Here is a 13,381-nt window from a genome sequence, read left to right on the forward strand (position 1 = left end):
AAACGAAAAACCCGCGAAGCTGCTTCGCGGGTTTTTCATTTGTGCCTCGCAAGAGCGCGGTCGCCGGATCAGTCCGGGGCGCCACCGGTTGGCGTGCGGCCGGCGCTCGGCAGCGCGCTTGGAGTCTTGCTGACACCCTGCAGCATCTGCCCGAGGAAGGAGAGGTCCTTGCCGCCAGTCGGGGTCGTGCGCGAGATGAAGTCGAAGACCTTGCCGTCCTGCAGACCATAATTGGAGATACTGGAAACCTTGCCATCCTTGTCGAAATAGACCGCAAGGATACGCCGGTCAGTCACGCGAGGCATCATGAAGGCAACTGAACGCTGACGCTTCTGTGAAATATAATAGAAGACTTCATTGTCGAAGGTCGCGGTGGTCGACGGGCTGCCAAGTGACAGGATGACCTGTTCGCGGCTCGAGCCAACCGGCACGAATTCGAGCGCCTTCTCGTCGAGAACATAGCCCTGCGTCAAGGTCTCTGTCGGTGCGAGCTTGAGGGCGGCAGTGTTGCAGCCGGACACCCCGGCAGCCAAAATAAGTGTTCCAACGAGAACGCACTCACGCGTACGCTCGGTCTTGAAAATCCGCTGCAGCAACGACATCTCCATTTGAATCTGGGCGCAAGTCTTTCGCTGCCCGCAGAAACTCGGTAAACCACCTTGAACTCCGATGCAACACGGCAAAAGTGCTGCGAGGAAGACTCAAGTCAAGGCACAACTCTATGATTCTCAGTCTATTTAGCCGCAAGGCCAAAGCAAATGAGGCGATTACAATTGCCCTCTACGATGCGATCGTGGCAGCGGCGCGGCAGCCCTATTTTTATTCTGACCTTGAAGTGCCGGATACTCCGCTCGGACGCTATGAGATGTTGTCGCTGCATGTTTTCCTGTTCATGCGCCGCATCAAGGACAGGGTCCCCGCGCTGAAGCCCGTTGGCCAGGAGGTTACCGACGAATTCTTCCGCGATGTCGACCATTCGCTGCGCGAACTGGGCATCGGTGATTCCGGTGTGCCCAAGCGCATGAAGAAACTTGCGCGCATGTTCTATGGGCGCATCGAGTCGTATGATCGCGCATTGGAAACGAATGACCATCCGGCGCTCATCGCGGCGCTCGCCCGCAATGTGCGTCCGGACAGTGAGGGTTGGACAGGCGCGCCCGCGCTAGCCGCTTATGTCGAACGCACGGTACGCCACCTCGATGGGCAATCGGATGATGATATCGTGGCCGGCAGGGTTACGTTTCCTGATGCCAGCACCGACGATACGCCGCTTCGATAGGAGGAAATGCGATGTCGAGAAACTTGGATGGAACCCTCAGTTATCAAGTCTCAGTGCAGCGGCTTCCGCAGAAAGGCCTCAACGTCAAAATCGAGGCGGATAAGAAAGAGCGTGACGCCATGCGCGATTTTCACGAGTTGGAAGATGTTAAATCCTTCAAGGCGGACCTGCAGGTCGTACCGTGGAAGAAGGATGGGATCCGCGTTCGCGGGAAGGTACAGGCGGAAATCGTCCAGGCTTGCGTCGTGACGCTTGAGCCGATCGAAACCAGGATCGATACCGACATCGACACGCTCTTCGTACCGGAGAATTCGCGACTCGCACGTCTTCCGCTCGATGAGAATGGCGAACTGATCATCAGTGCGGATGGCCCTGACATACCTGAGACATTTTCCGGCGATAAGCTCGACGTTGGGGCAATCGCAGAAGAATTCTTCGAATTGGCTGTCGATCCTTATCCGCGCAAGGAGGGCGTGGAGGCTGCGCCGCCCCTCGTTGTTGACGTCGGATCGGACGATGAGGAAGACGTAAAGCCAGCCAACCCGTTTGCGGCTCTCAAGGATTGGAAACAGAAGACTTGATCGCTATCTCATCCTGCGGGTAGATGGTGTCGGGGAGTTGAGACAAGACCAAGGATTGGGACGAGTATTCAAGCTTATTGGGTCGAGCGCGCCTGTGATTGGGCAGAAATCAGTTGTGCGCCTACGCAAAATGTCTATTTTCCCCGAGTCTTTTCAAAGAACGCCATGCACAGGCACTGAACCAGACAGGACAATCGAGAGTGATCAGAATTTCCATTGACGCCATGGGCGGTGATTTCGGTCCAGAGGTCGTCATCCCCGGCATGGCAACGGCGCTGGAGCGCCATCCTGACATCAGGTTCGTGGTCTTTGGGCGTGAGGCAGAGGTGGCTCCGATCCTTGCCCGCCACCAGGCATTGTCCAATGCATCGACCCTGCATCATTGCGACGTTGCTGTACGCATGGATGAAAAGCCGAGCCAGGCCTTGCGCAACGGGCGTTGGAAATCGTCTATGTGGCGGTCGATCGAGGCGGTGAAGACCGGCGAGGCGGATGTCTGCGTTTCGGCCGGCAATACCGGCGCCCTGATGGCCATGTCGAAATTCTGCCTGCGTACAATGGCGAATGTCGAGCGGCCGGCGATTGCCGGTATCTGGCCGACCCTGAAAGGTGAGAGCATTGTTCTCGACATTGGTGCAACGATTGGTGCCGACGCCCAGCAGCTTGTCGATTATGCGGTCATGGGCGCGGCGATGGCCCGGTCGCTTTTTGAAATCAAGCGTCCGACGATCGGCCTGCTCAACGTAGGCGTTGAGGAGATCAAGGGACAGGACGACGTCAAGGATGCTGCGCGCATCTTGCGCGAGATACCTTTGCCCACGCTCGAATATTACGGTTTTGTCGAAGGCAACGACATCGGCAAGGGTACGGTCGATGTCGTCGTGACCGAAGGGTTCGCCGGTAACATAGCCCTGAAAGCGGCTGAAGGCACGGCCAAGCAGTACACCCAGTATTTGCGTGATGCGATGAACCGCACGCTGATGGCGAAAATCGGCTACCTCTTTGCCAAAAGCGCTTTTGATCGCATGCGGGAGAAGATGGACCCGCGCAAGACCAATGGCGGCGTCTTTCTCGGTCTCAACGGGGTCGTCATCAAGAGCCATGGCGGTACCGACGCTCTTGGCTTTGCTTCGGCGATCGACGTCGGCTATGACATGGCCCACAACAGGCTTCTGGACAAGATCGCGGCGGATCTTACCCATTTCCATAAGAGCCCGGTCGGTGTTGCTTTCAAGGATGAAACCGAAAGCGACGCCGAGGTTGAAATAGAACAGGGAAGTAAATGATCCGTTCCGTTGTTAAAGGTATAGGGGCGGCCACACCGGCGCGCCTGGTAAAGAATTCTGATCTCGAAGGCATTGTCGAAACTTCGGACGAATGGATCGTCCAGCGCACCGGCATCAGGCAGCGCTACATTGCGGGTGAGGGTGAAACCACCGCATCGCTGGGCGAGGCAGCAGCGCGCGCCGCTCTCGATAATGCGGGCATGACGCCGGCAGATATCGATCTCATCATTCTCGCAACATCGACTCCCGACAACACGTTTCCGGCTACGGCGGTCAATATCCAGGCCCGGCTGGGCATGACGCACGGTTTTGCATTCGACATGCAGGCGGTCTGCTCCGGATTCGTCTACGCGGTTGCAACAGCCGACCTCTATATTCGCGGCGGCATGGCAAAGCGCGTTTTGGTGATCGGCTCCGAGACATTCTCGCGCATCCTCGACTGGAATGACCGCACGACCTGTGTGCTGTTCGGTGACGGCGCCGGTGCCATCATCCTTGAGGCCAATGAAGGCCGTGGGCTTACCTCCGATCGCGGCGTGCTGACGGCCAATTTGCGCTCCGACGGCTCGCACAAGGATAAGCTTTACGTCGATGGCGGACCGTCGACGACCCAGACTGTCGGCCACCTGCGGATGGAGGGCAGGGAGGTCTTCAAGCATGCGGTCGGCATGATCACGGACGTGATCGAAGCCTCGTTTTCCGAGGCAGGAATTACTGCCGAGGACATCGACTGGTTCGTGCCGCACCAGGCCAACAAGCGCATCATCGACGCCTCCGCAAAGAAGCTGCATCTGGCCGAAGAAAAGGTTGTCATCACCGTTGACCGGCACGGAAATACATCAGCCGCTTCAGTACCCTTAGCACTCGCGACGGCTGTTGCGGACGGGCGTATCAAGCAAGGCGATCTCGTGCTGCTCGAGGCCATGGGCGGGGGCTTTACGTGGGGTGCAGTTCTGCTACGCTGGTAGCAGGACGACCGGGTCCGTGGATTGGCCGACGAACTCTTCCAAGCTGCTTGCCCGATCGGTTTTCATCCTATAACTTCCGCTATCACCTGGTAGATTTGCAACAAACGAGAGCTTTGAGATCGTATGGGGGGTAAGACCATTACGCGTGCTGATCTGGCCGAGGCGGTCTACCGCAAGGTAGGACTTTCGCGAACGGAGTCAGCTTCACTCGTCGAAACAATCCTCGATGAGGTATGTGACGCAATTGTTCGTGGCGAGACAGTTAAATTGTCGTCGTTCGCCACGTTCCAGGTAAGGGACAAGAATGAACGCATCGGGCGCAATCCGAAGACCGGGGAAGAAGTCCCGATCCTGCCGCGCAGGGTAATGACGTTCAAGGCATCCAACGTGCTCAAGCAGCGGATTCTCCGCTCCCACCAGACACGCAAAAAGAAATCAGCCTGAATTCGGGCGATTCCGCAACTTTAAGCGTCCTTTTACGCGAGATTGCTGTGAGGTAGTCTCGCGTTCCGCTTGAATTATGCATTGCAAATCGCTGAAAATGGAGGTCGAATCAGATTTTCTCCTGAAAGGGTGAAAACATGGACAAAAGCCCCGACGCATTCAGAACCATCAGCGAAGTCGCGGAAGACCTCGATCTGCCCCAGCATGTCCTGCGCTTCTGGGAAACGCGGTTCACGCACATAAAGCCGATGAAGCGCGGTGGGGGCAGGCGCTATTACCGTCCGCTCGATGTCGACCTTCTCAAGGGTATCCGCCATCTCCTTTACGATCAGGGCTATACGATCAAGGGCGTTCAGCGTCTTCTGCGTGAAAACGGAACTCAGTTCATCATTGCGCTTGGCAGCGGCGATACGGCGGCAGCGGAAGCAATAAGCCAGCAAAAGCAGGCCAATGCCCGCCAGGAGGAAGCGCTAGCAGCCGAACAGGATCGGGTCGATGCTGCGGAGGAAGCCGCGGTCATGGGAACGCCGAAACCTGCGGCCCACGGGCGCCGGCTCTTCGGCCTGATCAAGGGCGAGGAGGAAGGGCCTGTTGCGGCCGATGGCAAGCGCCTCTCCAAGGACAACCGCACGCTTCTGCAGGAGACCTTGTTCGACCTCTTGGAGTGCAAACGTCTGCTCGATCAGGTTCGATAAGCCCACAAAAAAAGCCCAGCTTTCATCGGAATGAAAGCTGGGACTTGGGGGTTGGGCCGTGGGGTGCGGCCTTGCTGGTTGGGAACCAGCACCTATTAAATGCCTATCTGGCGGATTGGTTCCGAAGAACCCTCATAATTTTTTAACGCGCCAGCATGCCGATGATGACGCCAAGTCCGGCGATGATCATCAGCGTTGAAACCGAGTTCTGAGTTGGCGTATCGGCGATCTGCCGCGCCTTATGCCCGAGGCCGATAGCAGCACGACGACCGCGCTCCCGCAGATCGTCGAGCGTCGATGTCTCGTCATCATCGTCGTCGTCACTGAAATCGTCGAGCAGCTGCACGCCCTTGTCAGCCAAAGTTTGGGTTATGGCGGCAAGATCGCGCTTCAACTCGGCAATTTCGGCCTTGAGGCGAACCTTGTCCGCCTCATTCTCAATAGTTGTGTCATCCATGGCGCTTCGGTCCTTCTATCGCCGAGCGAGCAGGCCGACCAACACCGCTGCGCCAGCCAGGATTGCGATGGTAGCCACGGGATTTTCGCGCGCTGTGGCGGCTGCATGTTTCGCCTGCTTCGTCGCAATGCGCTTTACTTCATCAAATCGTTCGCTGGTCAAATCAGGAAGGCTTGCGGAGATCTTGGAAATTTCTTTGCGCAGGGCAGCGATCTGCGCCTCGACATCACCTTGAATATCGTCCGCATTCTTTGAAAACATTGCCATTTTTGGGAGCTCCTATTACTGACAGAGCTATAACGACCGCGCCTCGCGAATGTTCCGCGCTAATTGCCTGCGCGCCCGTCGTTTTGCTCTTTCATCCCTGGGTTTTACCGCGCTTCAACCCAGGGTCGAGAACGAAAACCTACCGCCACATTGCCCGCATTTTTGCGGCGACATCGACGCGTTGGCTGCGAACATCCTTGGCGCGCGCCTCCTGATCCCGGTTGTGCACCGGCCACGGCCGGTTCTCAAAATATTGCAGCAACGTTGCCGGGATGAAGCGCGTGCGTGATGCGTAGACATGACGATCGCCGCGTGAATTCTGGCCGTGCGTGAAGAAACGCTGCGGCAGGATGAGGTGGAGGCTATCCTTGGCGCGCGTCATCGCCACATAGAGCAGGCGGCGCTCTTCCTCGAGTTCGGCCGTCGTTCCAGCGCCAAGGTCGGACGGAATGCAGCCATCGACAGCATTGAGGATAAATACGGATTTCCATTCCTGTCCCTTCGCGGAATGGATCGTCGACAGGATAAGGTAGTCCTCGTCAAGCAGCGGAACGCCCGATTGGTCACTCGTCGCATCCGGCGGATCGAGGGTGAGTTCGGTGAGGAAACGCTCGCGAGACGCATAGCCCGCGGCGATCTGTTCGAGTTGCAGCAGATCCGTCTTGCGTATTTCGGCATCCTCGTGAATGCGGTCGAGATGCGGTTCGTACCAGGCGCGCGCACGCTCGAGTTCGGCAGGCCAGCCGGTCGTTCCGCGCTTCAAGTCGTTCAGCGCATTGACGAAAGCTGACCAGTCATTGCCCGCACGGGGAGGAGGGGCGATCTGCGCGAGCGCGCCGAGCGGATCGGGCTGCTCGGCCATTTCATCAAGAACGCGGCGCGCCGAGGTCGGACCGACGCCTGGGATGATCTGCATAAGCCGGAAGCCCGCAACGCGGTCGCGTGGGTTTTGCGCAAAACGCAGCAAGGCAAGCATATCCTTGACATGGGCGCTGTCGAGGAACTTGAGGCCGCCGAACTTGACGAAAGGAATGTTGCGGCGCGTCAGTTCGACTTCCAATGGGCCGCTGTGGTGCGACGTCCTGAAAAGCACGGCCTGCTGTTTCAGCAAGGTTCCCGTTTCGCGATTTTCGAGTACCTGTTCGACGATGTAGCGGGCCTGGTCCGCCTCGTCCTTGACGGTCACCATGCGCGGCCGTTCCGCCGACTCGCGCTCGCTCCAGAGGTTCTTGGTAAAGCGTTCTCGCGCCAGATCGATCACGCCGTTGGCTGCGGCAAGGATCGGCTGGGTCGAGCGATAGTTACGGTCAAGGGTGACGATACTCGCCTGCGGGGTGAAGGTGGCAGGGAAATCCAGGATGTTGCGTACGGTCGCTGCGCGAAATGAATAGATCGATTGCGCGTCATCGCCAACGACGGTCAAGCCGACGCCCGCCGGCCGCAAAGCCAAAAGAATCGAGGCCTGCAGCCGGTTGGTGTCCTGGTATTCATCGACGAGAACGTGATCCCAACGGCAGCCCATATCTTCCGCGAGCATCGGATCGCCGACGGTTTGCGCCCAGTAGAGCAGCAGGTCGTCATAATCGAGTACGTTCTGCAGCTGCTTGGCTTCGACATAGGCGGCAAAGAGCTCGCGCAGCTGTTTCTCCCACCCGGCCACCCAGGGAAAGAATGCCTGCAGCACCTCAGCGAGCGGTACCTCCGAGTTGACGACGCGCGAATAGATGGCAAGGCATGTTCCCTTGGTCGGAAAACGGCTTTCCGTCTTAGAGAAACCGAGTTCGTGGCGAACAAGGTTCATGAGATCGGCGCTGTCTTCACGGTCGTGGATCGTGAAATCGGGATTGAGGCCGATCTGTTCGGCATAATCGCGTAGCAGGCGCGCGCCAATGCCATGAAACGTGCCCGCCCAGGCCAGCGCGTCGGTCAAGACTCCGGCATTTGCGCCCAGCACCTGCGTACAGATACGCTCTACCCGTCGCGCCATTTCCGAGGCAGCCCGGCGTGAGAAGGTCATCAGAAGAATGCGCCGTGGATCGGTACCTTTGACGATGAGATGCGCCACGCGGTGGGCAAGCGTGTTGGTTTTACCGGATCCGGCGCCGGCAATGACAAGCAACGGCCCGCCAATGGTCGATGGAAGCAAGTCTGTTCCATATTCGACGGCAAGCCGCTGTTCGGGGTTAAGTTTCTCCAGATAGGCAGCGCCCATAATCCCTCATTGCGGCAGGCCGGTCGGCTGCGTTGCGGCAGCGGTGAGTCGTTGCGCAAGACTACTCCAGCTTGGCCTGCGAACAAATGAAGAACTTTCGCGTTTGGCGTGCAGTCGCGAGAATATCGACGGCAAAGGTGAATTGAGCCGAAGTGGCTAATCGTCGAATGCGGACGGCCCCTAGGGGACGTCCGCATTATTCGTGTCATTCACTTGGATGATGCGCTTGCTTCATCGCCTGAACCTGTTGGATCACCTGTTGGAGGTTATAGCTCGCCGGGTCCTGCATTGGCGGGAAGTCGATATAGCTCTGGAGTTCCTTGAGCCACAATGCCTGGCCGATCGGGAGCATGTTCCAGTCGTAGACGTAGGCAGTCGCCGGAGCCGAGATTGCCCCGCCCATACCGAAAAGCGTCTTTATCTGATCGCCGACAGAGGTTTCGAACGGGTCGCGCTTGATATTGACGACCTGTGTCCAGCTATACGGAATGACACCGGTCAGGAATCCCTGCGGAGCATCGGATACCATCGCGAAGTACATCTTCCAGTTCTTGTAGCGGACGGCTGACGGGTCTTTGCCGGAATAGTAGAAAAATGTATCGCGGGCCGACTTGTCCGACGTTCCTTCAAGATAGTCGCGCTGATTGACGCCATCGAGTGTGGTCTTGGTAATCCCGGGATATGTTCCCTTCTCGATTTCGCTCTTCAATTCATTGCCTTTTGGACCGCCAGCAATGTCAACGAGGGTCGGCAACCAGTCGAGGGAAGCGAACATGTCGTTTTTCACCGTGCCGGGCTTGATGTGGCCGGGCCAGCGCACAACGAGCGGCGCCCGCATCCCGCCTTCCCAGGTCGACAGCTTGCCACCCTTGAAGGGTGTAGTACCGCCGTCAGGATAGGTGATCGTTTCGGCACCATTGTCGGTGGTGAATGCAACAATCGTATTATCGAGTTGTCCCATTTCCTCGAGCTTCTTGAGCACGTAGCCGATGTTGTCGTCCATCTGCTTCATGCCTGCCTCGTTTACACCCCAGTCCTTGCCGCCGGGTTCGCCGACCATCCCGAGATACTTGTCGGAAAGCACGGTGGTTATGTGCATTCTCGCGGGGTTGTACCAGACGAAGAACGGCTTGTTGGTTTTCTTCGGATCGTTGCGATCAAGGAAATCGATGACGTGGCTCGATATTTCCTCGTCGACCGTCTTCGAGCGCTCCAGTGTCAGCGGGCCCTCGTCGGTGCAGGTCTGGTTGGCGCCGGTGCCATCCGAGGATTTGCAAGCCAGCACGGGTCGTGGCGGCATCAAGCACGTCGACGTTTTCGGATCGACCGCAGCTGGGTCTTCCTTGAGACCAGGGATTGGCGTGTTCCGGCACGGCGGGGCTATCGTCTGCTCGGTCGGGGTCTTGTTGATATCAGGGAAACTTACCCCCTGCATGGCATCGAGGTGATAGAGATAGCCCCAAAATTCATGGAAACCGTGCGCTGTCGGCAAGGCGTCCGTATGATCGCCAAGGTGGTTTTTGCCGAACTCACCCGTGTTGTAGCCGAGGTCGCGTAGAAACCATGCGAGCGATGGAGTGCCTGGCTTGAGGTAAGACGGGCTGCCGGGCAGTTGTGGCGGTATCATGCCCGTTCGCAACGGGTGCATTCCGGTGAAGAAGGCGTTGCGTCCTGCCGTGCAACTCTGCTCGGCGTAATAGGTCGTGAACATTGCGCCTTCATTGCCGATGCGATCGATGTTGGGCGTTTCTCCAACCATCAGACCGCGGTGGTAGATGCTCGGCTGCATCCAGCCAATATCGTCCCCCATGATGAAAAGGATATTGGGTTTGGCGTCCTGCGCGTGTACTGCCGCCGTGCCAGCCAAAAGGCCACCGGCAACAGCTATCGCTGCCGTCATGCTCTTCAGTGTCGTTCTCATTCTTCTACTCCCTCGAAGGGCCATTGCAGGATGGCCAAGGCGCTGAAAGGACAAGTTCGACGCAAAACGCGGTGATAGAGCTGACAATGGCGATGTGAGCCACGTGCCGCGCGCGCGTCTCTGTTCCCGGTGGCGTTTTATGCGAGCCGGGCCTGGGAAAAGAATAAAGCTGTCTTCGATCATTCACGCGACGGTGGCAAAGCCCGATACTGCCTTGCGGGGCATTTGTTCGCGCGTAATCAGCACCATGACGCCGGTGTGGCTGGTTTGGAAGTAATTTACAGTAGTATACGTCTGGCGGACCGCGAGCCGCTCAAGATGCGACACCAGCCTGGATTGAGACCGAACGCACGTTCTTGAGCTTAGAGCGGTCCAGGCGCCCTAGATAATCCGCAAACGCGTCGAAACGCCAGCCTCCCGTCGGGCTCGAGCACGAAGGGGTCGCGTACGTGATGTAAGCAACTAACCGCCGACGAACGTGACCGTCTCGGCGAGTGGCGCGCGGCCTGTACGGGGGTAATTCACCGTGGGGTCTTCGTAACCTATCGACATGCCGCAGAAGAGGATGAGACCTTCTGGAGGTGACAGGGCCTCCGCGACCGACTCGCGAACCTGCGACCACGCCATCTGCGTGCAACTGTGCAGTCCTTCGGCGCGGAGCAGTAACATCACGGTCTGCAGATACATGCCGACGTCAGCCCATTGGGGCAGGCCCAGATCGCGGTCGATATAGCAGAACAGCGCGGCCGGCGCACCGAAGCAGTTCCAGTTGGCAATGGCTGCCCGCTGGCGCGCCTCCCAGTCCTCGCGCGCAATACCGAGCGCGCTGTAGCGCTCCTTGCCGAAGGCGGATCGCCGCTCGGCGTAGGGGGACTTCAACACGGACGGGTACATCTCGTACTGTCGCTCGTCCCACGGGTCGCCGTGGGCCACGCGCTCGACGGCGTCGGTCTTGAGTTCAGCCAACGGCGCGCCGGTCATCACATAAGTATTCCACGGCTGGATATTCGATCCGGACGGAGCCCACGCCGCGGCGGACAGCACGCGCTCGAGCAATTCCCTCGACACAGGCTCGTCTTTGAATCCGCGCACCGCCCGTCGGCTCGCAACTGCCTCATACACATCCATGATCGCCTCCATAACGCGATGCGTTTTTTACTTTTTTTGCAATGGAGGTTGTAATCACACCGTGGTCTGGGAGGCGTAGATCAAACGTTTAGCGGCCTCATGCGAGTGAGGGCATCGCCACCCACCCTTGGTCCTATCGAGCATCGCCAACATTAGGGGTTTCTATGTTCTTACGCGCTGCGTTGTCAGCCTGGCCCAGTTCAAGCTGCCGAATTATTTTCATCACCGCGGTTGAAGACCAATTGTCCGCGGATGGAGGATGAAAGGGCGAAATATCCAGAAGGGATGCTATGTCCCGTGAAGTCAGCTTCGGATTGGCTGATCTAAGGCTGGAAACAAAATCGGAGATCCTGGTCGCTTGATCGCGCTTGTCGGGCTTGGGGCGATACCGCTTTCGAGGTGGCTGCATGGCTGTTGGGGTCTTGGGGCAAAGTGATTCGGAGATGGGATTCTGTCGGCTCACGACGATCCACACAACCTGATGCCGAGGGATTCTTGGTGGAGAAGGTAGCGATCATGCACGGCGTCCCATTGGAGCGTCGTGGGACATTTGGTGCCGGTCTAATTCCACGGCGTGCATTAGTGTGCAGTTTGTTCTTTTTCTTACGTTTGGGGTATTGCTAAAAAAAGTCCAGTAATCTAGGGCTTTCAGCGGTTCGGAGTGTAGCGCAGCCCGGTAGCGCACTTGACTGGGGGTCAAGGGGTCGTGGGTTCGAATCCCGCCACTCCGACCATTATCTCCACAATAGGTGTTGAGCAGCTCGTCCCCACGGGCGATTTCGCCGCATGAATTTCGTGGGCAATTCCGCGCGGCAGGTCAGGACAATTCCCTGATGAGTTTCAATCTGATCGCCAGTGCAAAATCCTCGAACTTTCGTATGTTCATTACAAACCGTTCGGAACCGAGGATGACCCGGTCGTTGTAATAATCCGCGAGATCGGTCTCTTCATCGGAGATCGCCAGAGCATTGATGGTAACACCCATCTCCTGCGCACGTTGGCGTGCCTGAAGCAGGGAAACCGAGCGCCTCCGTCGTGGTCTCGTCGTTTCCATGCCGTCGCCGGAAATATCTACGATCCGCCGTCTCGCGCACGCATGCGATCCCGACAGGAGTTCGAGTGCCACCCAAAGTCCGTCACCTATATCGGTGTTGCCGAAGACCACCCGCTCGCTTTTTTCGATCTCGTCGGCAAACTTTTGCGAAGGCTTGATGCCGTCCATGACGGCCCAGTCGATGATCTGCGCTGGAAACTCGCCGTCTCCCCAAAAGACCGCTGCAACCGCCACGGTGCCGGATGCCCTTATGGCAGACAGGACCTGCCTGTCCCGGAACGCAGCGACGATCGCGGATTTTTGGAATTCGTATTCCTCGTCGCTAATGCTGCCTGAGCCATCGACCGCCAGCACCAGCGCAGTATCGACGCATGCGTGCGACCGCGAAGAAGTGACGATGGCAGCCAAGGTCACCACCGCAAAGAGCAACGCCTTATGCATGGACCACCCCCGTGGTGCGCTCTGACGGAAGCCGGCATCGTAACATGCACGATGGACGAACACTCTCCCCCCAAATGGGTTAAAGGGGCGGGCGACGCATTTGGACAAGTCGGCAAAAAATTATGAGTGGTTCAAATTGTAGTGGTGCGATTTAGCAATTTAAAAACCTCGGCATTGTACAAGCGCTCTCATGGAACACTCACCAAACTACTACGTCATCGGTCTCACCAGCATGCTGGTCCTGTGGGTATCGATCCTGATGCTGCTGCGCACCGCGGGCATGTAGCCTCTGCGGGCACGTCGGAGGCTTGATCCGCCTGCATTAGCGTCGGCCGTCGCTTCGACGTGGCGTTACTTCCAGACTTCGATCTTCGCGATCTTGTTGTCCTTGGTCATCGTCAACTTATATTGCTCGAACCGGGTCTTGTCGTCGCAGGTGACGCGCACGACCGTCGGGCCCGTCGAAGACAATACCTTGTCGACATAGGCGTTCGATACCTGATCGCACCAGAATCCCGCGTTGCGGATCGCGCGGGCGGTCCGGCGCTCCAGCATGTTCTTTTCCATCGTTTGCGCCTCAGCCAGGTTTGCGATGCAGAAGAAAGCAACGAGAGCCGCAAAGATGAATTTCATGCTCTAACCCCAAGC

The 13,381-nt window shown here is 57.8% G+C and carries 14 protein-coding genes and 1 tRNA gene; 7 read left to right on the forward strand and 8 right to left on the reverse strand.

The annotated features are described in order from the left end of the window. Positions 1-68: 68 nt before the first annotated feature. Entirely contained in the window at positions 69-596 is a 528-nt protein-coding gene (locus BR48_RS0116935) for an outer membrane protein assembly factor BamE (protein ID WP_027232396.1), read from the reverse strand. A gap of 125 nt (positions 597-721) precedes the next feature. Between BR48_RS0116935 and BR48_RS0116940 the strand changes: the two genes are divergently transcribed. The 6 genes from BR48_RS0116940 (at position 722) to BR48_RS0116965 (ending at position 5,253) form a co-directional block, all read left to right on the forward strand. Continuing rightward, on the forward strand, positions 722-1,279 hold the full coding sequence (locus BR48_RS0116940; RefSeq protein WP_027232397.1) for a ubiquinol-cytochrome C chaperone family protein: 558 nt from the start codon (positions 722-724) through the stop codon (positions 1,277-1,279). A gap of 11 nt (positions 1,280-1,290) precedes the next feature. Beyond that, positions 1,291-1,860: a DUF177 domain-containing protein gene (locus tag BR48_RS0116945; RefSeq protein ID WP_027232398.1), complete on the forward strand. Its 570-nt coding sequence runs from the start codon at positions 1,291-1,293 to the stop codon at positions 1,858-1,860. A gap of 200 nt (positions 1,861-2,060) precedes the next feature. Continuing rightward, positions 2,061-3,146, forward strand: coding sequence for a phosphate acyltransferase PlsX (gene plsX / locus BR48_RS0116950; RefSeq protein WP_027232399.1), 1,086 nt, complete (start codon positions 2,061-2,063; stop codon positions 3,144-3,146). Then, a complete protein-coding gene (locus BR48_RS0116955; RefSeq protein WP_027232400.1) occupies positions 3,143-4,114 on the forward strand; it encodes a beta-ketoacyl-ACP synthase III in 972 nt (323 codons plus the stop codon). Before plsX ends, BR48_RS0116955 begins: the two co-directional genes overlap by 4 nt. A 123-nt stretch (positions 4,115-4,237) precedes the next feature. After that, complete coding sequence (locus BR48_RS0116960) at positions 4,238-4,558, forward strand: integration host factor subunit alpha (RefSeq protein WP_008128366.1); 321 nt, start codon at positions 4,238-4,240, stop codon at positions 4,556-4,558. A gap of 137 nt (positions 4,559-4,695) precedes the next feature. Further along, the gene (locus BR48_RS0116965) at positions 4,696-5,253 is read left to right on the forward strand and encodes a MerR family transcriptional regulator (protein WP_027232401.1); all 558 of its coding nucleotides are present in this window, start codon (positions 4,696-4,698) and stop codon (positions 5,251-5,253) included. 142 nt (positions 5,254-5,395) lie between these two features. Here the strand turns inward: BR48_RS0116965 and BR48_RS0116970 are convergent, their stop codons facing one another. From BR48_RS0116970 to BR48_RS0116990, 5 genes are all read right to left on the reverse strand, one after another. Beyond that, on the reverse strand, positions 5,396-5,710 hold the full coding sequence (locus tag BR48_RS0116970) for a hypothetical protein (protein ID WP_027232402.1): 315 nt from the start codon (positions 5,708-5,710) through the stop codon (positions 5,396-5,398). Between the two features lie 15 nt (positions 5,711-5,725). Further along, a complete protein-coding gene (locus BR48_RS0116975; RefSeq protein WP_027232403.1) occupies positions 5,726-5,977 on the reverse strand; it encodes a hypothetical protein in 252 nt (83 codons plus the stop codon). A 139-nt stretch (positions 5,978-6,116) separates the two neighbouring features. Next, positions 6,117-8,189 (reverse strand): ATP-dependent helicase, encoded by a 2,073-nt coding sequence (locus BR48_RS0116980; protein ID WP_027232404.1) that lies wholly within the window; start codon positions 8,187-8,189, stop codon positions 6,117-6,119. Between the two features lie 205 nt (positions 8,190-8,394). Continuing rightward, positions 8,395-10,077: an arylsulfatase gene (locus BR48_RS0116985; protein WP_027232405.1), complete on the reverse strand. Its 1,683-nt coding sequence runs from the start codon at positions 10,075-10,077 to the stop codon at positions 8,395-8,397. 495 nt (positions 10,078-10,572) lie between these two features. Beyond that, entirely contained in the window at positions 10,573-11,238 is a 666-nt protein-coding gene (locus BR48_RS0116990) for a nitroreductase (protein ID WP_027232406.1), read from the reverse strand. Positions 11,239-11,895: 657 nt separating this feature from the next. Between BR48_RS0116990 and BR48_RS0116995 the strand changes: the two genes are divergently transcribed. Then, positions 11,896-11,972, forward strand: a tRNA-Pro gene (locus BR48_RS0116995). 83 nt (positions 11,973-12,055) lie between these two features. Here the strand turns inward: BR48_RS0116995 and BR48_RS24855 are convergent. Together BR48_RS24855 and BR48_RS0117010 are read right to left on the reverse strand one after the other, a co-directional pair. Continuing rightward, positions 12,056-12,733: a DUF1194 domain-containing protein gene (locus tag BR48_RS24855; protein ID WP_036814835.1), complete on the reverse strand. Its 678-nt coding sequence runs from the start codon at positions 12,731-12,733 to the stop codon at positions 12,056-12,058. Positions 12,734-13,084: 351 nt separating this feature from the next. Continuing rightward, positions 13,085-13,366 (reverse strand): hypothetical protein, encoded by a 282-nt coding sequence (locus tag BR48_RS0117010; protein WP_027232407.1) that lies wholly within the window; start codon positions 13,364-13,366, stop codon positions 13,085-13,087. Positions 13,367-13,381 lie beyond the last annotated feature (15 nt).

Source organism: Phyllobacterium sp. UNC302MFCol5.2 (assembly GCF_000686005.1).
Lineage (GTDB): Bacteria > Pseudomonadota > Alphaproteobacteria > Rhizobiales > Rhizobiaceae > Phyllobacterium > Phyllobacterium pellucidum.

What these genes read in the sequence shown, in the direction of transcription:
- BR48_RS0116940 (WP_027232397.1), top strand. Translation starts at nt 722, where the DNA reads ATGATTCTCAGTCTATTTAGCCGCAAGGCCAAAGCAAATGAGGCGATT.
- BR48_RS0116945 (WP_027232398.1), top strand. Translation starts at nt 1,291, where the DNA reads ATGTCGAGAAACTTGGATGGAACCCTCAGTTATCAAGTCTCAGTGCAG.
- BR48_RS0116955 (WP_027232400.1), top strand. Translation starts at nt 3,143, where the DNA reads ATGATCCGTTCCGTTGTTAAAGGTATAGGGGCGGCCACACCGGCGCGC.
- BR48_RS0116960 (WP_008128366.1), top strand. Translation starts at nt 4,238, where the DNA reads ATGGGGGGTAAGACCATTACGCGTGCTGATCTGGCCGAGGCGGTCTAC.
- BR48_RS0116965 (WP_027232401.1), top strand. Translation starts at nt 4,696, where the DNA reads ATGGACAAAAGCCCCGACGCATTCAGAACCATCAGCGAAGTCGCGGAA.
- BR48_RS0116970 (WP_027232402.1), bottom strand. Translation starts at nt 5,710, where the DNA reads ATGGATGACACAACTATTGAGAATGAGGCGGACAAGGTTCGCCTCAAG.
- BR48_RS0116975 (WP_027232403.1), bottom strand. Translation starts at nt 5,977, where the DNA reads ATGGCAATGTTTTCAAAGAATGCGGACGATATTCAAGGTGATGTCGAG.
- BR48_RS0116980 (WP_027232404.1), bottom strand. Translation starts at nt 8,189, where the DNA reads ATGGGCGCTGCCTATCTGGAGAAACTTAACCCCGAACAGCGGCTTGCC.
- BR48_RS0116990 (WP_027232406.1), bottom strand. Translation starts at nt 11,238, where the DNA reads ATGGATGTGTATGAGGCAGTTGCGAGCCGACGGGCGGTGCGCGGATTC.
- BR48_RS24855 (WP_036814835.1), bottom strand. Translation starts at nt 12,733, where the DNA reads ATGCATAAGGCGTTGCTCTTTGCGGTGGTGACCTTGGCTGCCATCGTC.
- BR48_RS0117010 (WP_027232407.1), bottom strand. Translation starts at nt 13,366, where the DNA reads ATGAAATTCATCTTTGCGGCTCTCGTTGCTTTCTTCTGCATCGCAAAC.